The following is a 25,355-nucleotide window of genomic DNA, read 5'->3' on the forward strand; positions in this document are numbered from 1 at the left end:
ACTAAATAAACGGAACGGAGAATATCCAATGGCAAGACTTTATCCGCTTTTCAGCTCCAGCAAGGGCAACTCCACATTCATAGGAACTGAAAAGGGTGGGATACTTATAGACTGCGGAGTCAGCATGAAGAGGCTGTGCGCCGCTCTTGAGGCAAATAATATCCCCCTGAGTGCAGTGCAGGGAGTGTTCATTACCCATGAGCACTCGGATCATATCGCAGGACTGGCTATGCTGACCAAAAAGACGGGTATGCCCGTATACGGTCAGAAGCGCACCCTGCAAAGGCTCTGCGACAGCGGCAGGATAGCCGTTTCCTCCCATGTCATAGATATCACGGGCAAGACCATAAGCTGCGGCGGCAGCGAGGTCAGCTGCTTTGATACGCCCCATGACACCATACAGAGCTGCGGCTACAGGATACATACCTCCGATGACAAATACTGCGCCGTATGCACGGACCTGGGCCATGTAACGCCCGAGGTGGATCAGGCGCTCACGGGCTGCCGCATGGTGCTCATCGAGGCCAACTATGACGAGAATATGCTGCGCACGGGTCCCTATCCCCTTTATCTGAAGGAGAGGATACTCTCGCAGAACGGCCACCTTTCCAACGACGACTGCGCATTGCAGGTGGGGCGGCTCATAGAGCGGGGAACTACCCATTTCCTGCTGGGACATCTCAGTCAGGACAACAACCGTCCTCAGACTGCCGACAGTACGGTGCAGCGCAGCCTTGAACGCTATTCAAGAGGGCGCGACTACCTTCTGGGAGTGGCTCCCGTGGAGACAAGGGGAGGAGCAGTGGTTTTCTGATGAATATCAATCTTATCGTAATAGGCAGGCTGAAGGAGGAATACCTCCGCAGCGCCTGCGCAGAGTACATAAAGCGGCTGGGAAGGTACTGTACCTTTGAGCTGCATGAGCTGGACGAGTGCCGCCTCGGCGATGATCCCTCCGACAAGGAGATAGCTGCGGCGCTGAAAAAGGAGGCAGAGCAGATAAAGCGCTATGCAAAGGGCATGATAATCCCCATGTGCATAGAGGGCAGGCAGCTGACAAGTCCCGAGCTCTCGGAGAAGATCACAGAGGCAGGGGTAAACGGTCAGAGCACCGTCACCTTCATAATAGGCAGCTCCTACGGCCTCGATCCCGGGATAAAGTCCATGGGCAGCCTGAAGCTTTCCATGTCCAAAATGACCTTCCCCCACCAGCTGGCAAGGGTAATGCTGCTGGAGCAGATCTACCGCGCATTCCAGATAGCGGAGGGCGGAAAATACCATAAGTGACAAAAACGGACCGAAAAGGTCCGTTTTTTGCATTATACCGCCGAATAAGCAGTATTTTACTTGACAGCAAAAACGGCTTGTGATATAATTAAATGATACTATGGATTTTTATGCGCTGACGGCGGATAACACCATCCGAGGCGCCTTTCAAGGAGCATTAAATGAGTACGATCAAAGAGCTTTACGATTACAGGCAGATGATATTCAGCCTTGTGAAGAAAGACCTGAGAGGACGCTACAAGGGCTCTGTCCTGGGCTTCCTGTGGACGTTCATAAACCCTCTTTTCCAGCTGATAGTCTACACGATAGTTTTCTCGAAGATACTTCGCAACGATATACCAAGGTATTACCTCTATCTTTTCGTGGCGCTGATACCCTGGATATTCTTCTCCTCGTCCATAACCGTGGGCGCAGCCTCTATCGTGGCGCAGAAGGATCTCATCAAGAAGATATACTTCCCCAGAATGGTCATCCCCATATCCTATGTGACCAGCTGTTTTGTGAATATGCTGCTGTGCTTCATAGTCATATTCGCGGTGATAATAGTGACGGGAGCAGGCATAAACTTCCTTGCTGTGCTCACTCTGCCGATCATAATGATAGTTGAGTATGTGCTGGCACTGGGCATGGCCATGATGACCTCTGCCATAACGGTCTATTTCAGGGACTTAGAGCATATTCTGGGCATCGTTGCAATGGCGTGGATGTATCTTACTCCCGTAGTTTACTCCAAGTCCATCGTTCCCGAAAGGTACCTGCCCCTGTTCAATCTCAACCCCATGACCCATATAATCGACTGCTACAGGACGGTACTGTACGACAAGCGGGTACCCGACCTTACCACACTTCTGTGGGCGGCAGGTCTGGGAGTATTTTTCCTTATAGTCGGAGCTCTGGTATTCAACAGGCTCCAGAAGCATTTTGCGGAGGAACTGTAATGGCTGAAAATGAAATTGCAATAGAGGTCAGGGATATCACCAAGAGCTTCAAGGTGTACCTGGACAAGGGCTCGCAGCTGAAGGAAAGACTGCTTTTCCGCAAGAGGAGCCGCTATGAGGAGCGCAAGGTGCTCCGCGGCATAAGCTTCACGGTAAAGAAGGGCGAGGCCATCGGCCTTATCGGCCATAACGGCTGCGGCAAGAGCACTACGCTGAAGCTCCTCACAAGGATAATGTATCCCGATTCGGGTACCATAAAGCTGAAGGGAAGAGTGTCCAGCCTCATCGAGCTGGGAGCGGGCTTCCACCCCGATATGAGCGGCAGGGAGAACATCTACACCAACGCCGCTATATTCGGACTTAACAAGAAGGAGATCGACTCCCGTATACAGAGCATAATCGAGTTCTCGGAGCTGGCGGACTTCATCGACAATCCCGTCCGCACCTATTCCTCGGGTATGTACATGAGACTGGCCTTTTCCGTGGCCATAAACGTGGACGCGGATATACTTCTCATAGACGAGATACTGGCGGTAGGCGACGCCAATTTCCAGTCCAAGTGCTTCAACAAGCTGAGGGAGATAAAGGCTCAGGGCACCACCATCGTCATAGTCTCACATTCCCTGGGACAGATAGAGCAGATATGCGACCGCTCCATATGGATACACGAGGGGCTCATCAGGGCGGAGGGGCCTCCCAAGGAGATAGACCTGGAATACCTTGACTATATGAGCAGGAAGCTCCAGGACAGCAACAAGAAGAACGCGGAGGCGGAAGCTGCCGACAGCGAGGAGCCCGTGGAGAACAAGCAGGGCAAGCGCTGGGGCAGCGGCGAGGCGCGTATAAAGAGGATACGCTCCTTTGCTGCCGACGGTACGGAGCAGTCAGTGTTCAGAACAGGCGAGGATATAAGGCTCACTGTGGAATACAACGTGAAAAAGCCCGTCAGGGACGCTGTCATAGGCTTCGGTATATTCGATATGAACGGAGTGCAGTGCTACGGCACCAACACAAGGATAGACAAGCTCCCCGAGTTTGAGCTTACCGAGGGCGGCACCGCAGAGGTGACGCTGAAGAACGTGCAGCTCATATCGGGCGAGTACATGATAGATATCGCCATTGAACAGGGTGAGGGCATACCTGTGGACTACTACAGACAGGCCTACAAGATTCAGATGATATCGGCATACGGCGATTCGGGCATAGCACGGGTCGACCACTCATGGAAATTACAGAGGTAAAAAATGAGCAATATAGCGCAGTTTCTGGAAAGCATAAAAAATCAGAAGGGTATAAAGGGAGCACTGAAAAGAAAGCTTTTCGGCAGCTTCTTTGCAGGGCTTGAAGCGGCCGACAGGGATATGGCGGAGCTGGAAAAGCGTCTGACAGCGTCGGACGAAAGCGCCGCAGACCGCATTTCTGCCGTCAGGAACGATTTTGAGGCGGCCTGTGTGAACCTCAGGAACAACAATACTCTTATCGAGCGTCTCACCAGCGAGGAGGAGTTCCTAAGAAGCAAGCTGGGCACGGTGGAGAAGAAGCTGAAAACCGCACCGGTGCAGCCTGCCGTATCAGAGGGCGCCGCAGTGCAGACTGCTGCTCCTGCTGCCGACAGCAGCGGTTCGGACTATGAGGATATAGACTATTTCGACTTCGAGAACCACTTCCGCGGCTCCATAGACAGCATAAAGAAGTCTCAGGAGTTCTATCTGAAGTTCTTCCGCGGAAAGAAAAGGGTGCTGGATATAGGCTGCGGCAGGGGAGAATTCCTCTCACTCATGCAGGATAACGGTATCCCCGCGGAGGGTGTTGACATATACGAGCCCTACACCGAATACTGCAATATGAAGGGGCTGAAGGCCTCCTGCGGTGACGGTGTGGACTTCCTCATAAAGTCTGAGGGCGTTGACGGCATATTCGTTGGACAGGTGGTGGAGCACCTGAAGCCCCACCAGATAATAAGCCTGTGCAATACCGCCTATGAGCGCCTTGAGGAGGGCGGCTGTATCGTCATAGAGACTCCCAATCCCACCTCATTGTCCATATATACCAATGCATTCTACATTGATCCGTCCCATATGAAGCCCGTACACCCCCTTACCATGCAGTATTACCTGGAAAAGGCAGGCTTCACGGACATCGAGATAATATATACCGAGAGCAGCCGTCCGCCCTACATCATACCAGAGCTGAAATGCGGCAGCGCCGGGGAAACAGCAGAGTTCAACGAGGCTATGAAGCGCGTTTCGGAAATGCTGTTCGGAAGTCAGGATTACGCCATTGTGGCTGTTAAGAAAGGATAAGCTATGGAAAACGAGAAGATAAACATAGAGGAGATAATGGCTGAGATAAAGCAGAGCATAAAGGATCAGGGACTTACCGCCGATATGCTCAGCTTCGAGGACGTGCCCTACAGGAAGAACGCCCAGAGCGGCTCCGCTTCCGAGGCTCTTGACTATATCAGCACACACTATTATATACAGCCCTATAAGGAGCTGAAGGGAAATCCCGTAAAGGTTTTCATCAAGAAGGTGCTGCGCAAGCTGGTCAAGTTCTATGTTGAGCCCGTTGTGTTTGAGCAGAACGATTTCAATGCCAATGCGGTAACAGTCATGAAGTCCCTTACAGAGAGCGGCAGCGCCGACCTGGGCGGCAGAGTGGAGACCCTTGAGCTGGCAAACAAGGAGCTTCTCATAAGACTGGACAGGCTGGAGCGCGAGAACGCAGAGCTCCGCAGACTTGTTTCAAAGGAGAATGACTGATGAAGGTGGTACAGCTCCTTCCGACGCTGTCCTTCGGCGACGGCGTGGGAAACGACGCTCTCGCACTGAAGGAGATAATCGCGGGTATGGGCTATGAGACCGCTATATACGCCGAGAATATCGACAAGCGCCTCCCCGAGGGCTCTGCCATAAAGGCGGATAAGCTCACTGACCTGAAAAGCAGTGATGTGCTCATATACCACAAGTCCACAGGCACGGACCTGTCCTTCAAGATAGACAGCTACAAGTGCCGCAGGGCTATGATATACCACAATATAACTCCCCCCGACTTCTTCCGTCCCTACAGCCCCTCAGCCACACAGCTGACGGAATACGGCTACAAGGGCGTGGAGTACCTCCGGGACAAGATGGACTATGTCATGGCAGTGTCAAACTACAACAAGTCGGAGCTGAGAAGGCTGGGCTATACCTGCCCCATAGACATAAGCCCCTCACTGACAAAGTTCGAGGACTATGAGCAGGCTCCAGACGAGGCTACTATGAAGAAGTACCGCGACGGAAAGAAGAATATCATATTCGTGGGCAGGATAGCTCCCAACAAGAGACAGGAGAATATCATCAGAGCCTACTACTGCTATAAGAAGCTGGAGCCGAATTCAAGGCTCATACTTGTGGGCTCCGCAAACGGCATGGAGAACTACAACGAGCGCCTTATGAAGTATGTGAATGCCCTGGGACTCAGCGACGATGTAATATTTACGGGACATATAAAGTTCAGCGAGATACTGGCGTATTACCATGTGGCTGACGCTTTTGTCTGTATGAGCGAGCATGAGGGACTTTGCGTGCCCCTGGTGGAGTCGATGTTCTTCGGAGTCCCCATAATAGCCTACGATACCAGCGCTATTTCCGAGACTCTCGGCGGAAGCGGCGTCCTTCTGGACAGCAATGACCCCGTATTCGCGGCGGCTGTCATCGACAGAGTTGTAAGGGACGAAAAGCTCCGCAGAAGTCTCATCGAGGGACAGAAGGAAAGACTTGAATACTTCTCATACGACCGCCTGAAGGACATCTTCACAGACTGCCTTACAGGCTTTATCGAGGGAAGAAAAGGTAAATAACAAAGGATAGAACGATGAAGAAGATAGGTTTTGTTATCCCGTGGTACGGCGAGAATATCCCCGGCGGAGCGGAAATGGAGCTCCGGCAGGTGACTGACCGCCTGCACAGGGCAGGGGTGGAGCTGGAGATACTGACCACCTGTATAAAGGACGCAGGCTCGGACTGGAGCCGCAATTTCCACAAGGAGGGCACGGAGACTGCCTCAAACGGCATAACCGTAAGAAGGTTCAGAGTGGGCGAGAGGAACGCTGCGGCTTTTGACGCGGTGAATGCAAAGCTCATGAAGGGCATGAGGATAACTCCCGCCGAGGAGGATATCTTCCTTACGGAAATGGCCGAATGCTCCGCCCTTTACAGCTACATGAAGGAGCACAGCGAGGAGTACAGCCTCTTTGTGTTCATGCCCTATCTGCTTTGCACCACCTACAACGGAACTAAGATGTTCCCTGAGAAATCTGTGCTGATACCCTGCTTCCACGATGAGGCATACGCCTATATATCGCGGTACAGGGAAGTGTTCCCCAAGGCGGCGGGAATGATATTCAACGCCCGTCCCGAGGCTGAGCTGGCAGAGAGGCTCTACGGCTTCTCGCAGAGCGGCACAAAGACCATAGTCATGGGCATAGGCATGGACACGGATATAAAGCCCGACGCAGAGGCCTTCCGCAGGAAGTTCGGCATAGACAGCCCCTTCATCATATACGCGGGCCGCAAGGACAAGGGCAAGAACGTCCACACACTGGTGCAGTACTTTGCGGAGTACCTGAAGCGCCGCGATACCGACCTGAAGCTGGTGCTCATAGGCGGCGGCAGCATAGAGCTCCCCGACGAGCTGGTGAAGCAGAAGAGGATAATCGACCTGGGCTTCGTGGATATACAGGACAAATACAACGGACAGGCTGCGGCGGAGTACCTCTGTCAGCCGTCTAAGAACGAGAGCTTCTCCCTTGTCATCATGGAGAGCTGGCTCTGCGGACGTCCCGTGCTGGTACACAGCGGCTGCCCCGTAACGAGGAACTTCGTATCGGAGTCCGACGGCGGTCTCTATTTCGGTGACTACTTCGAGTTCGAGGGCTGCACCGACTGGTTCCTTGCAAACAGGGAAAAGGCTGCGCTCATGGGAAGGAACGGCGGCAGCTATGTCCGCAGCAGCTTCGCATGGGACGTTATAGTCGAGAAGTACAAGAAGTTTTTCGCAGAAGTTATCGGAGAAAAGGAATAATGAAAAGGATAGCGCTTGTAAATCAGAGATACGGCCTTGAGGTAAACGGCGGCTCGGAGTACTACACAAGGCTCATTGCCGAAAGACTCACGGGAGAGTACGAGGTGGACGTCATTACCACAAAGGCTCTTGAATATACCACATGGGAGAACTACTATACCGCCGATGAGGAGGAGATAAACGGAGTAAGAGTGCTCCGCTTCCCCGTGGAGAAGCCCCGCGCAAAGGACTTCAACGAATTCAACGGGAAGTATCTGTCCTCCGGCAGCTACGATACGGAGACCGAGAAGATATGGTTCGAGAAGCAGGGACCCTATTCACCTGCGGCCATAGACTATATCCGCGCTTCAAAGGACAAGTATGACGTGTTCATCTTCGTCACCTACCTCTACTACCTGACGGTGCAGGGACTCCCGGAGGTGGCTGAGAAGTCCATAATGATACCCACGGCTCACGACGAGCCCTTCATACATTTCGAGACCTACAAGACCTTCTTCAGGCTGCCGAGAGCCTATGTGTTCCTCACCGATGAGGAGAAGGCTCTGGTGCAGGGACTTTTCCACTGTGAGGATATCCCCTGCAAGGTCATGGGTACGGGAGTAGAGGTGCCATGCGAGCCCGATGAGGCCGCTTTCCGCAGCAAATTCGGCATCGACGGCGAATACATCATCTATGTGGGACGTATCGACGAGGGCAAGTGCTGCCCCGAGATGTTCAGGTACTTCCTGGAGTACAAGAAGCGCCGTCCCGACAGTCCGCTGAAGCTGGTGCTCATGGGCAAGCCCGTCTGCGAGATACCTCAGCATGAGGATATAATCAGTCTCGGCTTCGTCAGCGAGGAGGACAAGTTCAGCGGTATATCGGGGGCAAAATGCCTTTTGCTGCCCTCGCGCTTCGAGAGCCTTTCCATATCCGTGCTGGAGGCCATGACCCTTTCCGTTCCCGTTATAGTCAACGGCGGCTGCGAGGTGCTGAAGGGACACTGCGTCAAGAGCAACGGAGGCCTGTATTATACCGGTTACTTTGAATTCGAGGGCATACTGGACTATATATTCTCCCATGAAAGGGAGTATGAGATAATGCGCAGGAATGCCGCGGCCTATGTTGACAGCAACTACCGCTGGGAGGTCATAATGCGCAATTTCAGCGAGATGATAAACGATATCTGCAAGGAGTGAACTGGATAGATGATATTTTGGGCGGTCTGCCTGGCGGGAGTGATATTCAGCCTGCTGGGAGCTGTGATATGGTTCAGGCACAAGAACCTGACAGAGGGCGTCGTAATGGGCGTCGTCATGTGGTTCTTCATACACATACTGGTAAGCATGGGGCTGTTCCTCATAGACAAGTACACCGTTTTCCGGACGGCCTTCGGAGCCGCGTCGGCAAGCTTCGTCATAATGCTGCTGGCACTGTTCCTGCGCAGGAGCAAGCCGTTCCGCTGGCGGCACATCTTCAAGCATGAATTCTCCATAAAGGAAATGCTGATCCCCATTATCATAAGCCTGCTGGCTCTGCCCCTTGTGTCGGTGAAGAACGAGTTCTTCGGCATGGGACAGGATCAGGGCGTATACCAGACCCAGGCCATACTCTTCATGAACGGCGATACCAAGCGCCAGAAGGATATCCCCGAGTTCCATGACATGACGGATCCCGCGGAGATAAGCGCCTTCAGGTACAACGTGGAGAACAAGCTCCGCGGCTATGATATCCCCGCTCCCGATTACCCCGAGACGGTCTACGACAGGAGCGTCAGCCCCGTATCGGGAATAATCCACGGCATACCTACATATTCCGCGCTTCTTGCCATGTGGGGCAGCCTTTTCGGCATGGAGCATATGCAGGGCTTTGAGACTATACTATTTGTGTGTCTCATATTCATAATGTACTTCATAAGCAGCTCGCTTAAGCTGAAAAAGACCACCTCCGCCTGTGTGTGCGCCGCAACGGCGCTGGCTCCCGTTATAGTATGGGTAGCCAAGTCCTCGCTGACGGAGATGACACTGGCGCTGATACCTGCGGTGTTCCTTTACTTCATGACCGATGAGGACACAAAGCACAGGTGGATGTCGGTGATACCCGTGGCGGTGTTCGCCTGCTATCATGTGTCCATATATACCATGATACCCGTATTCGTGCTTATATACGGCGGTATGTATGTATTCACAAGAGAGCGCCAGTACGCGGTGCTCATGCCCGTTACCGTGGCAGGCTATCTTGCCAGCTTCTTCATGATGAAGCAGCTCCAGCCGTTCTACACCATGAACAACTACGCCCCCGTATTTGTGGGAGGCGTGAACGTACACAATATAACCAAGGTGGTCATCATCGCATCTGCTGCTGCATTTGCCGCGGTGATACTCTTTGCCGTCATCGTAAAAAAGAAGACTGCAAAGGATTTCAGCCAGAGGAAGTTCATGAAAAAGGCCTCCGCATCGAAGGTATTCGCCCTTCTCATGAGGCTCATGGTGATACTGCCCTGCGTATACATCATCGCAAAGGCCTTCTTCACCTACAGCGACTGGGCGGGAGCAGGCCATGTGGCGCTCTGGGGCTTTGCGGCCAACGCAGGACTTGTGCTGATGCCGCTGGGCATCATCGCTTCCGTGGTATTCGTGAAGTATTTCTCGGAGACTCTGCCGAGACTGGTGCTGTTCATCATGTTCTTCTACTGTGTTCTCGTATACTCGGCGTTCCTGCGCTTTGACATACAGTATTACTACTACTATTCGCGCTATCTGGCGCCGTTCATACCCATTGCCGTGCTTTTCGGCGCCGCAGCTCTGGACCGCTTCGGCGGAAAGCTGCTGATACCCGTAACGGCGGTCTCCTACCTCTACATGGGACAGTTTGACGCCTACCTCATAGGCCACAAGGACGATTCCCGCATGGAGTGGAGCATACTGAGCGATATCGCCGATTTCGTGGAGGAGAGCGACTGCGTGGTGGTATCTCCCGATTACGCTTCAAGACTGTGGATGCCCGTGAAGGCAATGACAGGAGCAAAGGTGATACCCGAGGACAGAAACGATCCTCAGCAGTTCGAGAAGCTTTCCGCACGCTACGGCAGGGTAGTGGTACTGACTGCCGACGATCTTGGCGAGGAGGACTACACCGTCCTCTATTCAAACAAGATTCACCACATCGAGGACGACGGAGTGAATACGGGCTGGTTCGTGCCGATGCCAAGGCACTTCTACGAGATCACCGAGGAGATAAGGCTGTTCTCCTATGACAAGTACCGTTTTGTGTACACCGCCGCAGGAGATTACGGCAAGATGAGCGGAGTTTCCGCTCTGGAGAGCTACTTCTGCTGGACGGACAGCGATGAGGCTCAGGTGGAATGCGGCCTTTACCCCGGCGATTACGATATCACCATGGAGCTTGGCTGCGGTCTGCCCCTTGAACAGATCGGCACCGACAGCGTTGAGGTAAAGCTCTTCCTCAACGGCAGGGAGCTGGGATCTGACTCCATAACCGCAGCAAACAACGGTCAGCCCCTGCACTTCACGGTAAAGGAGGAGCAGATCAGGGACGGCGAGAATATCCTTGAGATAAGCTCGCCCCTGTGGAGCGCTTCACTGTCCAACCCCAACGACGGCCGTCAGCTGGGAATACCGCTGAGATCGGTGCGCTTTGCACCTGTTTCGTAAAAGAAAGGAACTGAAAGAATATGAAGCTGATAATACAGATACCTTGCTATAACGAGGAAAAGACCCTGGAGCTGGCCTATAACGACCTGCCCAGGCATATAGACGGTATCGACACCATAGAGTATCTTATCATCAACGACGGAAGTCAGGACAATACAGTTGCCCGCGCAAGGGAGCTGGGCTTCCATCATATCGTGTCCTTCAAGCGCAACAAGGGACTTGCCAAGGGCTTTATGGCAGGCATCGACGCCTGTCTCCACCTGGGAGCCGATATAATCGTGAATACCGACGCCGACAATCAGTACTGCGGTGCGGATATCGAGAAGATAGTCCGCCCCATACTCGACGAGAAGGCGGATATCGTCATCGGTGAGAGACCCATTGACCAGACCGAGCATTTCTCATGGAAAAAGAAGAAGTTCCAGCACCTGGGAAGCTGGGTGGTGCGCGTGGCTTCAGGCACCGATATCCCCGACGCTCCCAGCGGCTTCAGAGCCTATTCCCGCGAGGCCGCACTGAAGCTCAACGTTGTCAACGAATACACCTACACTCTTGAGACCATTATACAGGCAGGCAACAACAAGACTGCCATGACCTCGGTGCCCATAAGGACAAACCCCGAGACAAGACCTTCAAGGCTTTTCTCCAGTATGTGGCGCTACATGAAGCGCTCCTCCACTGTGATAACACGTTCCTTCGTGATGTACAAGCCACTGAAGTTCTTCATGACCATAGGACTTGTGCTGCTCCTCATCGGCGCTGTACTGGGAATACGCTTCCTGATACTCATGGCCATGGGCGAGGGCGACGGACATATCCAGTCACTTATCCTGACGGCTATCCTTGTCATGATGGGCTTCCAGACCATAACCATAGGCCTTCTGGGAGATACTATCTCGGCAAACAGGAAGCTCCTTGAGGACGTTCAGTACAGAGTGAGAAAAATGGAGTGCGGAAAGAGCGACGAGGAAATGAAGAATGAAAAGGCTCAGTGACATAAGGGACAAGAGGATACTCTACGCTGCCACCAAGAACAGCGATTACCTCCGCCTTGTGCAGGAGATAAGGCTGCTCCGCGAAAACGGCAACACCGTCACGGTCATAAGCTCCCCCTCAAAGAGCTATCCGAAGCGTCTCATGTACGTCTACCGTCAGCTGATGAAGGTACGCATGGCAGACTATGATATGAGCTTCATAGGCTTTGCACCACAGCTGATAATGCCTCTTTTCCGCAGGAAGCTGAAGAAAAAGCCCGTTGTCATGGACTTCTTCATCTCCATGTACGACACCTTATGCTATGACAGGAAAAAGTTCAGACCAAAAAGCCTTCCCGGACGGCTGCTGAAGCGTATCGACCGCCGCACTCTTGCCGCCGCCGACCTTGCCGTATGCGATACAAAGGCTCACGGCAGCTACTTCTGCAGGGAATTCGGTTTCCCCAAAGAAAAGATGAGCGTGCTGTATCTTGAGGCCGACAGCAGCATATACTATCCCCGTGAAGCGCCGGAAAACAAGGACTTCACCGTGCTTTACTTCGGCAGCGTGCTGCCCCTGCAGGGCATACCCGTCATACTGAAGGCCATAGACCTGCTGAAGGACGAGAAGGGATTGCGTTTCGTATTCGTTGGACCTCTCGGCAGCAGCGAGCGCACAGGCGAGAACATTACCGAGTATATAGAGTGGCTGCCCCAGGAGGAGCTTGCGGAGCGCATCGCAGGCGCAGACCTGTGTCTTGCGGGACATTTTGACGGCAGCATCATGAAGGCGAAGCGTACCATCGCAGGAAAGACCTATATCTACCGTGCAATGGGCAAGCCTGTTATACTGGGCGATAATCCTGCCAATCACGAGCTTTATTCCGAAAGCGACGAGGGCGTTTACTTCTGCGAGATGGGCAGTCCCGAGAAGCTTGCGGAGCTCATAAAGCGTATAAAGGATCAGAGGTGCGTATGAAAAAGGCACTGAAAATAATCGGAAATATCGTCATGATAGCAGCCCTTGCCTTCGTGGTGAAGAAGCTGCTGGACATGGACATCAGCCTGTCACAGCTTTGCAGCGGCAGAGTCATTGCGGCGCTGGTCATATGCCTTGTGATACAGACGGTGATAATCCTGTTTTCCTGCTATCCCTGGCTGGTGTTCACCCGTTCACTTTCGGGGCGGAGCATACCGTTTTCGGCTGCAATGCCCGTGTACACACAGTCCAATCTGTATAAGTACCTGCCGGGTAACGTATTCCAGTACGTCGGCCGCAATCAGCTTGCGGCGGATATGGACATTAGCCATGTGGACGTGGCCTGCGCAACAGTGCTGGACGTGCTGTTCTGCGTGTTCTGGACGTCAGTGATATCGGTGGCGCTGCTGGGAGGACGAATTGCGGAGCTTCTCGGAAAATACGGCAGGAACCTGCTCATAGTGGGAGCCGCGGGACTTGTCATCGTGATACTGCTGCTTCTGGCGGTAAGGCTTAAATTCCGCGACAAGTTCAAGGCCTATATATCGCGCTATTCCAAGGCCTTTGCAAAGGAGAACCGCCCCATGCTTCTCCGCGGAGCCTTCTATTATCTGCTCCAGAATATAATATCGGCTGCTATGTACCTTGTGTGCTTGTGGCTGATAGTTCCCCAGGCAGGAGCAGGGGAGCTCATTGCTCTTACGGGAGCTTTCATGTTCGCGTGGATAATCGGCTTTGTTACCCCCGGAGCTCCCGGCGGTATCGGTATCCGCGAGGGCGTGATGCTTTTCGTATGCGGAGACAGCTTTGCGGACAGGATAGTGCTGTTCGTGCTGGCAATGCGTATAGCCTCGGTATTTGCAGACGTAGCGGCATTTATCATCGGTAAGCTTTACGCTGCAAAATATGTAAGAGCCAAGAACTAAGCAGGGGACGGAGCCCCGCCGCCCGTGATCGTATATGTGATGAAAAAAGCAGCCCATATGGGCTGCTTTTTTGGATTCTCTAAGCAATAATATCATTTTATTATACTGTAAAGTTTTTTATTCCAGTTATGCAGTTCAAAATCGAGTTCGTAGGGATCGTTTGATATTACAGTACAAACAATATTGTTGTGGGGGTCATTATTGTCTCTTTTTAAGTATTCTGGCCGGTTATTGTAATTATCATTTTCTTTATATTCATATAAACTAAGCAGTTCAAGAGAAGAGGTCTTTATGGTAATGCAGAAATATGAATCTTTGGCATGTGTGAATCTCATTTTTTCTACAGTGAATTTATCAGCAGGAATATCAAGTTCCTCTGCAATTATGTTCTTATCCGCCTCTGAGAACGTTGTTTTATTTAATATCGTAGGTTTGAAGAGCATATTTTTGAACAGTAAAATTACCCCGAAAACAAGAACTACGACTAATAGTAACCCCAATAAGATCATAAAAAGCTTTTTGCTCTTTTTTCTATTCATGGTATACCTCATTTAAAAATCAGCAGGAGAGCCGTTCATTTCATTATCTGCATTATTGCAGGCAGATAGTATTCGCCCCTGCAGCCTAATGGCTAAAGGCTGATAGCTAATGGTTCATCACGCTCCATAGACCTTTGACGCTATATCAACGGTCTGTTTTGCGTCCTTTGCGTAGTAGTCAGCATTTATCTGCTCGGCGTAGGAGGCTGTGAGCACAGCTCCGCCCACAACGGTCTTGCACTCGGGGTACTTCTCGTTGAGCTGGCGTATAGTCTCGGCCATAGCGCCCAGAGTAGTTGTCATCAGCGCGGACAGTCCCACAAGGCTGACCTTGTGCTGTATGGCGGCTTCCACGATAGTCTCGGGAGGCACGTCCTTGCCCAGGTCTATTACCGTGAAGCCGTAGCTGTCAAGGAGTACCTTGACGATGTTCTTGCCGATATCGTGTATATCGCCGTGTACAGTGGCAAGCACCACCTTGCCCTTGGATACGCTCTCGCTGTTTGCGGCGGAGAGCCTTGTCTTTATGACTTCGAAGCAGGCCTGAGCCGCTTCGGCGGTGAGTATGAGCTGGGGCAGGAATATCTTGCCCTTTTCAAATTTAGCTCCCGCATTGTCCAGAGCAGGTATGAGATAGCCGTTGATTATCTCCATGGGATCCACGGTGTACATGAGCTCCTCGGCAGCCTTTACAGCCTGATTTTTCAGGCCGTTCTCAACTGCGTACATTATGTCGGGAGCGCCCTTGTCCTGCGCAGGAGCAGCAGCCTTGGGAGCGCTGTCGTCCTGAGCGTATATGCTGATGAAATCCGCGGAGTTGCGGTCTATTCCCGCAAGGAGCCTGTAGGCTCTTACCGCGCCGATTATTCCCTCGATATTGGGATTGATGATAGGCAGGGTAAGTCCGCTGTGGAGCGCCATGGTCAGGAAGGTACGGGTTATGAGCTCGCGGTTTGGCAGACCGAAGGAGATATTGGAAACGCCCAGTACCGTATTCAGCCCCAGCTCGGTCTTTACTCTGCGGAGAGCGTTGAGTGTCTCCATAACGCCGTCCTGCTCGGCAGAGGCGGTCAGGGTGAGACAGTCGATGAAAACGTCCTCCCTGGGTATCCCGTATTCCATAGCTCTGCGGAGTATCTTTTCCGCAATGGCAAAGCGTCCGTCGGCGGTCTTGGGTATGCCGCCCTTGTCGAGAGTAAGTCCTACCACTGATGCGCCGTATTTCTTGACGATGGGGAGTATAGTGTCCAGTGAGTCGTCCTCGCCGTTTACGGAGTTTACCACGGGCTTTCCGTTGTAGACACGGAGACCTGCCTCAAGCACCTCGGGGATAGTGGAGTCCAGCTGCAAGGGGGTATCACATATGCTCTGGATAGCCTTTACGGCGGTCACCATCATCTCCTTCTCGTCTATGCCGGGAAGTCCCACATTTACGTCGAGTATCTCGGCGCCTGCGTGTATCTGCTCCACTGCCTGACCCAGGATATAGTCCACGTCATGGGCCAGGAGAGCCTCCTTGAAGCGCTTCTTTCCCGTGGGGTTGATACGCTCGCCGATAACGCGGGGCTGGTTTATATTCACGCAGTTCACCGCAGAGCAGGCTATGCTTGCGCGGACTATCTTTCTGGGCTGTCTCTCCATGCCCGAAAGAGCCCCGATAACTGCGGAGATATGCTGGGGAGTAGTGCCGCAGCAGCCTCCGAACACGGTAACGCCTGCCTTTGCCAGTTTAACGGCGCTGTCCGCGAAATCCTGCGGTCCCACGCTGTATTCATTGGTGACAGGGTCGGGGAGACCTGCATTTGGCTTTGCGATAACGGGGAGAGTTGTGAGAGCGAATATCCTGTCCAGTACAGGGAACAGCTCCTCGGGTCCCAGAGAGCAGTTCACGCCGACGGCGTCGGCGCCCAGACCCTCCAGCACCGCCACCATACACTCGGGGGATACGCCCGTGAAGGTACGCATATTCTCCTCGAAGGTCATGGTGACCAGAACGGGCTTGTCCGAATTCTCCTTTGCCGCAAGGACTGCCGCCTTGACCTCGTACAGGTCGGTCATGGTCTCGATGACGATGACGTCGGCAGCTTTTCCTGCAAGCACAAGCTCCTTGTATACCTCATAGGCCTCCTCGAATTTAAGGGTACCCGCGGGTTCAAGGAGCTGACCGATAGGTCCCATGTCAAGAGCAACGAGAGCGCGGCCTGCGGCGGCTTTTTTTGCGTTTTCAACGCCTGCGGAGACTATCTCCTCCACGGTATGGCCGCTGTTTGCCAGCTTGAAGCGGTTGGCTCCGAAGGTATTTGCATAGATGATATCGGCACCGCTTTCGATATAGAGGCGGTGTATATTCATTATGGCTTCGGGGGCGGTTATATTGAGAAGCTCGGGGATATGCTCGGTCTTTATGCCGTGAGCCTGAAGCATAGTTCCCATTCCTCCGTCGAGGAACACGAAGCTTCTGCTGTCAAGCAGGGAAAAGAAATCTTGGGACATATTTATCTCCTTATCATTATTCGCTTTTGAATGTGCCTATGCAGCGGAAGTCGCTGAGGTTCTCCTCCAGGTCGCGGAGGACTGCCTTGACGCCGGGGTCAGAGAGCTTTCCGCTGAAATCCAGGAAGAACATGACGTTGAAGCTTCCGTCCCTTATGGGTCGGCTCTCGATCCTGAGCAGGTTCATGCCGTTCACATAGAACTTGGTCAGCATACGGTAAAGACTACCTTCCGTATGCGGCAGGGTCAGCATTACCGATACTGCATCGGAATCGTCGGCTACCTGAAGCTCCTTGGAAATGATTATGAACTGTGTGCGGTTTATGGTGCAGTCGGCGATATCCCTTGCCAGTATCTCCAGCCCCAGCCTTTCCGCGCAGGCTGCGGAGCATATGGCGGCAATGGGCTCGTCGCTCCTGAGCACCTTTTCCGCAGCTGTGGCGGTGTTGCTGTATTCCGCCTTTTTCAGCCTTGTCCTGCTGAGGAACACCTCGCACTGGGAAAGTGCCTGTCTGTGGGAGTATACCATTGTTATATCCTCTATTTTCGTACCCTTTTTCGCTGCGAGACAGTGGTCTATCTCCAGTGTGACCATTTTCACGATGTAGAACGGGTAATTCGCCATAAGATCGTAGGTGCTGTCCACCGAGCCTGCGGTGGAGTTCTGCACGGGCAGCACGCCGTAGTCCACCTCGCCTGCCTGCACCGCCTTGAAAACGTCCTCAAAGGAGGGGTAGAAGGTGAACTCTCTGTCTCCGAATACCTTCTGGGCAGCAGCCTCGGAATTTGCGCCCGAGGTGCCCTGACAGCCTATTTTTTTAGCTCCCTCAAAATCCGGAGCCGTAAAGCTGTAGTCATTGGAGTCCACAAGTATGGAGCGGTTCTGGAGTATCTTGCTTATATCCATGATATTGGTGAAAAGAGCGGTAGTGCCGTTCTCAAGCTCCTTATTGCCTGTCAGCTCCCTGATGTGGTCGATGATCTGCTGCTCGCGTCCCCCCTGGAAAACGGGCATGGCGTGCTCCTTCTTGTAGTCAGCAACGCTCTGACAGAGCTCCATGCGCTTCATGAAGAGCGCGAGTATTTCCGCGTCTATATCATCAATGCCGTCTCTGAGCTGTTTAAGATCCATAAAAAAACCTCCGTTTTAGCCTTTGGTTCTCAGCTGTTGGCTAACGGCTGAAGGCTAATTGATATACCTCACATATTATAGCATTTATTTTTGTAGAAATCAATAAAAAAAGGATAAATATATTGCAAATCACAAGTGTTCTGTGGTATAATGATATAGAATATAGTGAGAAGCTATATCCATGTGAAGATTTTAACAAATGTGCAGGAAAAAACAGTGAAAAAGATAAGGATTTTAGGCATAGACCCGGGGTATGCCATAGTGGGCTTCGGCGTGCTGGACTATGACGGTATAAGGTTCACTCCCGTGGAGTACGGAGCCGTACTCACCGAGGCGGGCACTCCCTTTCCCGAAAGGCTCAGAGCCATACACGAGGACATCGAGTTCATATTCGACAAGTATGCCCCCGACTGCATGGCCATAGAGCGGCTCTATTTCACTACCAACCAGAAGACTGCCATAGATGTGGCACAGGCGAGAGGTATAACGGTTCTTTCGGCGGCGAAGAGGAAAGTCCCAGTGTCCGAGTATACCCCCCTCCAGGTCAAGCAGTCTGTGGTGGGCTACGGAAAGGCCGAGAAGAAGCAGGTCATGGAGATGACCAGACAGCTCCTCGGACTTGCGCAGGTACCTAAGCCCGACGACGCTGCCGACGCCCTGGCAATAGCTATATGCCACGGCCATACCACAAGGTTCGACAGCCTGTGACGGGACGGAGCACAGGAAAAGGAAAAGGGAAATGATATACAGCGTAAGAGGAAGGCTCACGGTAAAGGAGCTGGGCTTCGCAGTGGTGGAATGCGGCGGAGTAGGCTACGGCTGTAAGACTTCATACAATACGGTCGCGCAGCTGGGGGAGATAGGCAGCGAGGCGACGCTATACACCTATCTCTATGTGCGCGAGGACGTGGTGGAGCTCTTCGGCTTCGCTACCCTTCAGGAGCTGAGCTGTTTCAAACTGCTCATATCCGTATCGGGAGTAGGACCAAAAGCGGCAACGGCCATACTCTCGGACGTGACTCCCGAAAAATTCGCATTCCTCGTAGCTTCGGGGGACAGCAAGGCCTTCACAAGGACAAAGGGCATAGGCGCAAAGACTGCCCAGAGGATAGTCCTTGAGCTGAAGGACAAGATATCCTCCGAATCCATAAGCGGCAGCATCGGCGGCGACGCCGCAGAGCTTGCGAACATACCCTCGGGCGGGGCTTCATCGTCGGTGTCCGAGGCTCTTGAGGCTCTTATGGTGCTGGGCTATTCACAGGGCGAGACCGCTCCCATTCTGGGCAGGCTGGATCCCTCTCTCAGCACACAGGACCTTATAAAGGAAACTTTAAGATTAATGGCGGCAAAGAATATGCGTTAAAAACGAAAATACTGAACAAGGATGGTTACTGTTATGATGAATCTTGATGAATTGCTGAAAGCAGCAATAAAGGACCCCTCAAAACGTGCTCTGTTCCTTCAGACGCTCATCAAAAGCGACGTGTATGTCATCTGCAAGAACCCCGTCAAGCAGGAGCGTGACAGAGCGGAAGGCGGTATTCAGCTCGAGCTGATAACCACCCAGAATCCCGACGGAGATATCTTTATACCCTTCTTTACCAGTTACCGTGCGCTCCAGCAGTTTGCCAAGCGCTATGTGGACTGCTACAAGATCAACTGTCTGAGACTTTTCGACCTCATACAGTCGGTATCCGCCGTCCTGAACCCCAATTCCTACGGCAAGGAGTTCTCGTCGCAGGAGATCAAGAGCATCCTTATGATAGCCCGCAATCTGAAGATAAAGGCTATCTCCTACAACGAGGCGGATATAATCAGCTACCGCCCCGTAGAGCATGAGGTAGGCCACATCGTCAAGGCTGCAAGCAAGTTCCTCTCAAAGCAGCCCAACGTTGACCGTGCCTTCATCATGGAGATGATAAAGGGCTGCGAAAAGCCCCAGATACTCATAGTCCTGGATATGATGGGCAGCACGAGAAAGCTCTTCGTGCCCCTGTCGAAGTACCTCTCAAAGACCGTAAAGGCCAACGAGCACCTGTGCTTCATCAGCTATGAGCAGGATATGGGCAAGAAGGCCGCGGAGACCGTAGAGCCCTTCTATGTCCGCAAGAAGAGATTTTTCGAGAAATGATCCAGAGGTGTTTATTTGATACAGACTGAGGATATGGAGTTCGCTCCGAGGATAATCACTCCCGAGAATACCGCGGAGGACAGCGACGCCGAGCTGAGTCTCAGGCCGCAGACACTCCACGACTATATCGGACAGGACAAGGTAAAGGAAAACCTTGCCATATATATCGAGGCTGCAAAGCGAAGGAACGAGCCCCTTGACCATGTGCTGCTGTACGGCCCTCCCGGCCTTGGAAAGACCACTCTTTCCTCCATAATCGCACATGAGCTGGGAGTGAACCTTCGCGTCACCACAGGTCCCGCCATAGAAAAGCCCGGCGACCTTGTGTCGCTGCTTACCAGCCTCTCGGACAACGATGTGCTTTTCATCGACGAGATACACAGATTGTCCCGCGCAGTTGAGGAGATCCTCTATCCTGCGCTGGAGGACAGAGTTATAGACATAATCATAGGCAAGGGTCCTTCGGCCCGTTCAATACGAATGGATCTGAAGCCCTTCACGCTCATCGGCGCCACCACCAGGGCAGGACAGCTCTCGGCGCCCCTCCGCGACCGCTTCGGCGTGATACACCGTCTCGAGCTCTACACAAAGGAGCAGCTGACGGATATCGTCCGCAGGAGCTCCATGATACTGGGCATACCCTGTACCGCTGACGGAGCCGCAGAGATCGCAGGCAGGGCAAGAGGCACGCCGCGAATAGCCAACCGTCTGCTGAAGCGCGTCCGCGACTTCGCCGACGTAATGGGCAACGGACAGATAACTCAGGAGATAGCCTCCATAGCGCTCAGCCGCCTTGAGATAGATCATCTCGGCCTTGACGGCCTTGACAGGCGTATGCTGGAAATGATAATCAAGGGCTATAACGGCGGTCCCGTGGGACTTGAAACGCTGGCCTCGGCCATAAACGAGGAGAGCGTCACCCTCGAGGACGTCTGCGAGCCCTTCCTTATGCAGCTGGGATTCCTGGGAAGGACGCCCCGCGGCAGAGTGGCAACAAGGCTGGCTTACGAGCATCTGGGCATAGTGCCTCCCGAGCAGCCGGCAGCCCCCGACGACGGACAGATGAGCTTCTGACGCTGCTCCCCTCCGCGGGAGATGAGGAAAAAACAATGCTTATAAAAGGTTCAAAGAATTATAATCTGAAATACAATTCCGATCTGGCCGAACAGCCGCCCCTCGGTGAGATGATAAACGGGCAGGGCAAAGGGCTGGTGGCCAACCTGCGCTACGGCATATGTCATATGAGCTTCAACGGCTGTGAGGTCATAGCCGTACACAATGCACTTGTTTACCTGAAAAAGCCCCGTCCGCTGAAGGATATCGCCTTCTATATGGAGCGATTCCGCGTGCTGCTGGGGTTTTTCGGCTGTAATGCCTACAGTCTCGGCAAGGCGCTGGGCTATTTCGGCGCTCCTTTCGAGCGTGTGAAGAATACCGACGACGCCAAGGCCTTCATCATAACATTCTGGACAAAGACGCCCTTCCTTTCCACTATACATACGGTATTCTGCGTAAAGCAGTGGAACGGCATAGTTGTATACAACAGGTACAACAGCTGCACCCACGAGGAGCTCTGCAGGGATATCGAGGAGGTAGCAGGGAAGAGGCGTCCCATAGCGATATACAAGGTGTGCTGAGAACAGGCGTTACTATGCGCAGAGATATCTCAGCCCAATTAAGGAGAAAGGATAATGGCAAAACTTTTCGGGACCGACGGGCCGAGAGGGATCGCCGTCACCGACCTGACCTGCGAGCTTGCCATGCAGACGGGAAGAGCCGCTGCGCTGGTGCTTGCGAAGAAGGACGGGGGCAGGACGAAAATACTCATCGGCAAGGACACAAGAGTGTCCTCTGACGCGCTGGAGGCAGCGGTCTGTGCGGGTATATGCTCCGTGGGAGCAGACGCTGAGCTGCTGGGCATAGTCCCTGCGCCTGCCGTTACATACCTTATCGGCGAAAGAGAAGCCGACGGCGGCATAATGATATCGGGCAGCCATAACAGCGCCGAATACAACGGTCTGAAGCTGTTCTCGGCAAAGGGCTGCAAGCTCATGGAGGACGCCGAGGAGGAGATAGAAAGGCTGGTGCTGACAGCTCCCGAGGAGATAAAGCTGAGATCCCACGATCAGGTGGGGCGTATACTCCACGGCGAAAGCGCCGCAGAGGAGTACACCGAACATATAAGGGCGCTGACAGGCGCCGACCTCAGCGGTCTGAAGGTGGCTCTGGACTGCGCCAACGGCTGTGCGTCCTATACCGCAGAAAAGCTGTTCACCGCTCTGGGAGCTGAGACCCTTGTCATAGCCGACAAGCCCGACGGCAACAACATCAACAGGGAATGCGGCAGCACAAACGTCCACCGCCTTATGGAATTCGTGGTGGAAAACGGCTGCGACTGCGGACTTGCCTTTGACGGCGACGCCGACAGGTGCATTGCAGTCGACGAGAAGGGCTGCATAGTGGACGGCGACAGGCAGCTTGCGATATTTGCCTGCTGCATGAAGGAAAAGGGACTTCTCCGCAAGGACACGGTGGTTGTTACCGCAGGGAGCACTCTGGGCTTCAGGAGATACGCCGCCGAACACGGCATAAACGTGGTCAGCTCCGGAGCAGGCACAAGGTACGTCCTTGAGCGTATGCTGGAGGGCGGCTACAAGCTGGGAGGAGAGCCCGACGGCCATATAATCTTCCTCGACGATTCGGGGACGGGCGACGGCCAGCTGGCAGGAGCGCGGCTCCTTGGCATAATGAAGGAAAAGGGCGTAAGCCTCAGTGCTCTTGCGGGAGATATGCGCAGCTATCCCCAGGTGAAGCTCAATGTGAAGATACATCCTCACTACAAGGAGCTCTGGAAGAACGAAAAGAACATAACCGAGCTCATAGAGAAATACTCGAAGGAGCTTGGGGACGAGGGTAGGATAGTTGTACGCGAAAGCGGAAAGGAGCCCATCGTCCGTTTGATTATAGAGGGCGGCGATTTCGGCCGCATAAACGATATGGCAGTGGATATAGCGCAGAACATCAAGGACACCTGCACCTTCAGAGGATAAGCCATGAAGAAAAGTGAGCGCCTCGGCGCGGAAAAGGTAAACGTCAACGGCTATCAGGTCTCTTTCAGCTACTGGTACTACAAGGAGAGCGACCTTGCGGCGGCAGTTGAGTATTTCGGCATATTCCTGGTGGTATTCACCTTCGGAGCCGTGGTACTCAACGTTTACAGCATAGGCGTTGCAAAGGGACTGATAAACATAGCCCTGTCGCTGCTGCTGAATTATCCCATAAAAAAGGGAGCAGCGGTGCTCAACGACATCTGCGTAAGGAAAAAGATACGGGAAAGCGCCGATTTTGCCAGATATTTCGCGGTGACCTATCCGAACCACAGCAGTCTGTGCGAGGAGCTCAACGACGAGTATGCCGCGAACCCCGAAGCCATACCATACAGGGACTTTCACCCGAAAAGACAGCTTGCCATGAATATTTTCGCTCTGGCAGGTCTGATACTCCTCTTTCTCATAGCTGTGGCCTTCATTGCAGGCTGCATATGGGTGAAGAACTATCTTGAGGAATAATACTAAGGAGCATTTATTTTGAGAACAGCAAATAACTGGAAGGATTATAATATAATCGACACCTCCGACGGCGAGAAGCTGGAGGTCTGGGGCGGCGTGAGCCTTGTAAGGCCCGATCCACAGATCATATGGAAGACCGACCGCACCGATCCCCTGTGGAAGAATGCGGACGGCCACTATCACCGCTCAAATCAGGGCGGCGGCAAGTGGGAATTCCGCAAAAGACTTCCCGAGTCGTGGAATATAAGCTACCGCGAGCTGACCTTCAATATCCGTCCCACAGGATTCAAGCATACGGGGCTCTTCCCCGAGCAGGCCGTGAACTGGGACTACATGGCGGACAAGATAAAGAGCGCAGGCCGTGAGATAAACGTGCTGAACCTCTTTGCGTACACGGGCGGAGCTACTCTGGCCTGTGCTGCTGCGGGAGCCTCAGTATGTCACGTTGACGCCTCAAAGGGCATGGTACAGTGGGCCCGTGACAACGCCGCTGCATCGGGACTTACGGAAAAGCCTATACGCTGGATAGTTGACGACTGCGAGAAGTTCATCGCCCGTGAGATACGCCGCGGACGCAAGTACGACGCGGTCATAATGGATCCTCCCAGCTACGGCAGAGGCCCCGGAGGCGAGGTCTGGAAGCTTGAAAACTGCGTTTACGATCTGGTGAAGCTCTGTTCGGGAGTCCTTTCCGATGATCCGCTGTTCTTTTTGATAAACAGCTATACCACAGGACTTTCGCCCTCGGTAATGGGCTATATACTGGGAAGCGTGCTGACGGACAGATTTGGCGGCACGGTAAGCTTCGACGAGATAGGCCTTCCCGTAAAGTCCACGGGAATGACCCTTCCCTGCGGCTCCACCGCGATCTGGCAGCGCGACGCTTGCTTATAATATTCAAATGACCCATTGTAGTGGGCGATGCCTACACTGCTTCGTTCTATACAAACAGACCATAAATGACTGTCTTTGGCAGGGAAACATATTATAGAGTTGAATAAAGGAGCGCTTATTATGAATAATCAGCAACCCATGCAGTTTCAATTCAAATTATGCAAATATTGCAGACAGAGAATAGATCCCAGAGCAAGTGTATGCCCGTATTGCCGTAAGAAACAAACAGGAGGCGGCTGTTTATTTTCTATTGTAATTACGACATTGATAGTATTAACGATAGTAGTAGGCGGAATTATTTTAGGTGTATTTCTCAATAGCAATATTGCTGCTTCAGATAATTCGAGAATAATCAGTGAAGCAAACAGATATAATGAATCCGATTATAAAGCATCTTGCAGAGCAGTAACATATGAAGAGTTTGTAAGGGATAAAAACTATTTTAAAGGACAAAAAGTTAAGTTTACGGGGCGAATTACTGAAATAGGAAATTCAGGTGTTTATAAAATGAATGTTACAAAAACGGATTTTGGTTATGATGATACTGTTGCTTTTGAAGTTGAAAGTAACAGATTAGAATCAAATATCCTTAATAATGATATTGTCACTATTTGGGGCGTAAGTAAAGGTGCAAAAACACAGAATTTTTGGGGGAAAGAAATCATAACGCCTCAAATCTATGCTGTATATGTCAAAAATGACGGTCAAGCAAAAGGTTTATTTTAAGTTATATATAGCTGGTATAAAATGTCAATTTTGATGTATCAATTGTT

The 25,355-nt window shown here is 52.6% G+C and carries 25 protein-coding genes; 22 read left to right on the forward strand and 3 right to left on the reverse strand.

The features are described from left to right. Positions 1-28 precede the first annotated feature (28 nt). The 13 genes from Q0Y65_RS07615 (at position 29) to Q0Y65_RS07675 (ending at position 13,824) form a co-directional block, all read left to right on the forward strand. Positions 29-814, forward strand: a complete 786-nt coding sequence (locus Q0Y65_RS07615) for an MBL fold metallo-hydrolase (RefSeq protein WP_297958608.1) — start codon at positions 29-31, stop codon at positions 812-814. Then, positions 814-1,287 (forward strand): 23S rRNA (pseudouridine(1915)-N(3))-methyltransferase RlmH, encoded by a 474-nt coding sequence (locus Q0Y65_RS07620; protein WP_297958609.1) that lies wholly within the window; start codon positions 814-816, stop codon positions 1,285-1,287. Before Q0Y65_RS07615 ends, Q0Y65_RS07620 begins: the two co-directional genes overlap by 1 nt. Positions 1,288-1,448: 161 nt before the next feature. Beyond that, complete coding sequence (locus tag Q0Y65_RS07625) at positions 1,449-2,225, forward strand: ABC transporter permease (RefSeq protein ID WP_297958610.1); 777 nt, start codon at positions 1,449-1,451, stop codon at positions 2,223-2,225. Further along, on the forward strand, positions 2,225-3,466 hold the full coding sequence (locus Q0Y65_RS07630; protein ID WP_297958611.1) for an ABC transporter ATP-binding protein: 1,242 nt from the start codon (positions 2,225-2,227) through the stop codon (positions 3,464-3,466). Before Q0Y65_RS07625 ends, Q0Y65_RS07630 begins: the two co-directional genes overlap by 1 nt. Before the next feature lie 3 nt (positions 3,467-3,469). After that, positions 3,470-4,528, forward strand: coding sequence for a bifunctional 2-polyprenyl-6-hydroxyphenol methylase/3-demethylubiquinol 3-O-methyltransferase UbiG (locus Q0Y65_RS07635; protein ID WP_297958612.1), 1,059 nt, complete (start codon positions 3,470-3,472; stop codon positions 4,526-4,528). A 3-nt stretch (positions 4,529-4,531) separates the two neighbouring features. Continuing rightward, entirely contained in the window at positions 4,532-4,987 is a 456-nt protein-coding gene (locus Q0Y65_RS07640) for a hypothetical protein (RefSeq protein ID WP_297958613.1), read from the forward strand. Further along, positions 4,987-6,069: a glycosyltransferase gene (locus Q0Y65_RS07645; RefSeq protein WP_297958614.1), complete on the forward strand. Its 1,083-nt coding sequence runs from the start codon at positions 4,987-4,989 to the stop codon at positions 6,067-6,069. The genes Q0Y65_RS07640 and Q0Y65_RS07645 overlap by 1 nt, the downstream gene beginning before the upstream one ends. Before the next feature lie 14 nt (positions 6,070-6,083). After that, a complete protein-coding gene (locus Q0Y65_RS07650) occupies positions 6,084-7,292 on the forward strand; it encodes a glycosyltransferase family 4 protein (RefSeq protein ID WP_297958615.1) in 1,209 nt (402 codons plus the stop codon). Beyond that, positions 7,292-8,470: a glycosyltransferase family 4 protein gene (locus Q0Y65_RS07655; RefSeq protein WP_297958616.1), complete on the forward strand. Its 1,179-nt coding sequence runs from the start codon at positions 7,292-7,294 to the stop codon at positions 8,468-8,470. Before Q0Y65_RS07650 ends, Q0Y65_RS07655 begins: the two co-directional genes overlap by 1 nt. Positions 8,471-8,479: 9 nt before the next feature. Next, positions 8,480-10,945: a hypothetical protein gene (locus Q0Y65_RS07660; protein ID WP_297958617.1), complete on the forward strand. Its 2,466-nt coding sequence runs from the start codon at positions 8,480-8,482 to the stop codon at positions 10,943-10,945. A gap of 20 nt (positions 10,946-10,965) precedes the next feature. Beyond that, a complete protein-coding gene (locus Q0Y65_RS07665; RefSeq protein WP_297958618.1) occupies positions 10,966-11,940 on the forward strand; it encodes a glycosyltransferase family 2 protein in 975 nt (324 codons plus the stop codon). Next, the gene (locus tag Q0Y65_RS07670) at positions 11,924-12,898 is read left to right on the forward strand and encodes a glycosyltransferase (RefSeq protein WP_297958619.1); all 975 of its coding nucleotides are present in this window, start codon (positions 11,924-11,926) and stop codon (positions 12,896-12,898) included. The genes Q0Y65_RS07665 and Q0Y65_RS07670 overlap by 17 nt, the downstream gene beginning before the upstream one ends. Beyond that, entirely contained in the window at positions 12,895-13,824 is a 930-nt protein-coding gene (locus Q0Y65_RS07675) for a lysylphosphatidylglycerol synthase domain-containing protein (RefSeq protein WP_297958620.1), read from the forward strand. Before Q0Y65_RS07670 ends, Q0Y65_RS07675 begins: the two co-directional genes overlap by 4 nt. Positions 13,825-13,916: 92 nt before the next feature. On the opposite strand, the gene Q0Y65_RS07680 is transcribed toward Q0Y65_RS07675, so the two are convergent. The 3 genes from Q0Y65_RS07680 to Q0Y65_RS07690 all read right to left on the reverse strand — a co-directional run bounded on the left by Q0Y65_RS07680 (position 13,917) and on the right by Q0Y65_RS07690 (position 17,988). Beyond that, on the reverse strand, positions 13,917-14,363 hold the full coding sequence (locus Q0Y65_RS07680; protein ID WP_297958621.1) for a hypothetical protein: 447 nt from the start codon (positions 14,361-14,363) through the stop codon (positions 13,917-13,919). A 117-nt stretch (positions 14,364-14,480) separates the two neighbouring features. Further along, positions 14,481-16,856, reverse strand: coding sequence for a homocysteine S-methyltransferase family protein (locus Q0Y65_RS07685; RefSeq protein ID WP_297958622.1), 2,376 nt, complete (start codon positions 16,854-16,856; stop codon positions 14,481-14,483). A 16-nt stretch (positions 16,857-16,872) separates the two neighbouring features. Beyond that, complete coding sequence (locus tag Q0Y65_RS07690) at positions 16,873-17,988, reverse strand: chorismate mutase (protein WP_297958623.1); 1,116 nt, start codon at positions 17,986-17,988, stop codon at positions 16,873-16,875. A gap of 225 nt (positions 17,989-18,213) precedes the next feature. Here Q0Y65_RS07690 and ruvC point away from each other — a divergent pair, with 225 nt between their 5' ends. From ruvC to Q0Y65_RS07735, 9 genes are all read left to right on the forward strand, one after another. Further along, the gene (ruvC, locus tag Q0Y65_RS07695; protein WP_297958701.1) at positions 18,214-18,696 is read left to right on the forward strand and encodes a crossover junction endodeoxyribonuclease RuvC; all 483 of its coding nucleotides are present in this window, start codon (positions 18,214-18,216) and stop codon (positions 18,694-18,696) included. 31 nt (positions 18,697-18,727) lie between these two features. After that, on the forward strand, positions 18,728-19,351 hold the full coding sequence (gene ruvA, locus Q0Y65_RS07700; protein ID WP_297958624.1) for a Holliday junction branch migration protein RuvA: 624 nt from the start codon (positions 18,728-18,730) through the stop codon (positions 19,349-19,351). Between the two features lie 33 nt (positions 19,352-19,384). Beyond that, positions 19,385-20,119 carry an enhanced serine sensitivity protein SseB gene (locus tag Q0Y65_RS07705; RefSeq protein WP_297958625.1) on the forward strand — a complete coding sequence of 245 codons (735 nt, stop codon included), beginning with the start codon at positions 19,385-19,387 and terminating at the stop codon, positions 20,117-20,119. Between the two features lie 15 nt (positions 20,120-20,134). Next, complete coding sequence (ruvB, locus tag Q0Y65_RS07710) at positions 20,135-21,193, forward strand: Holliday junction branch migration DNA helicase RuvB (protein WP_297958626.1); 1,059 nt, start codon at positions 20,135-20,137, stop codon at positions 21,191-21,193. 35 nt (positions 21,194-21,228) lie between these two features. Next, positions 21,229-21,756 carry a hypothetical protein gene (locus Q0Y65_RS07715; protein ID WP_297958627.1) on the forward strand — a complete coding sequence of 176 codons (528 nt, stop codon included), beginning with the start codon at positions 21,229-21,231 and terminating at the stop codon, positions 21,754-21,756. A 54-nt stretch (positions 21,757-21,810) separates the two neighbouring features. Then, positions 21,811-23,169, forward strand: a complete 1,359-nt coding sequence (glmM, locus tag Q0Y65_RS07720) for a phosphoglucosamine mutase (RefSeq protein ID WP_297958628.1) — start codon at positions 21,811-21,813, stop codon at positions 23,167-23,169. A gap of 3 nt (positions 23,170-23,172) precedes the next feature. After that, positions 23,173-23,688, forward strand: a complete 516-nt coding sequence (locus Q0Y65_RS07725) for a hypothetical protein (protein ID WP_297958629.1) — start codon at positions 23,173-23,175, stop codon at positions 23,686-23,688. 18 nt (positions 23,689-23,706) lie between these two features. After that, positions 23,707-24,582: a class I SAM-dependent methyltransferase gene (locus Q0Y65_RS07730; RefSeq protein ID WP_297958630.1), complete on the forward strand. Its 876-nt coding sequence runs from the start codon at positions 23,707-23,709 to the stop codon at positions 24,580-24,582. Positions 24,583-24,702: 120 nt separating this feature from the next. Next, positions 24,703-25,308: a hypothetical protein gene (locus Q0Y65_RS07735; protein ID WP_297958632.1), complete on the forward strand. Its 606-nt coding sequence runs from the start codon at positions 24,703-24,705 to the stop codon at positions 25,306-25,308. Positions 25,309-25,355 lie beyond the last annotated feature (47 nt).

Origin of the sequence: uncultured Ruminococcus sp., from assembly GCF_947301925.1 — a bacterium.
GTDB lineage: Bacteria > Bacillota > Clostridia > Oscillospirales > Ruminococcaceae > Ruminococcus.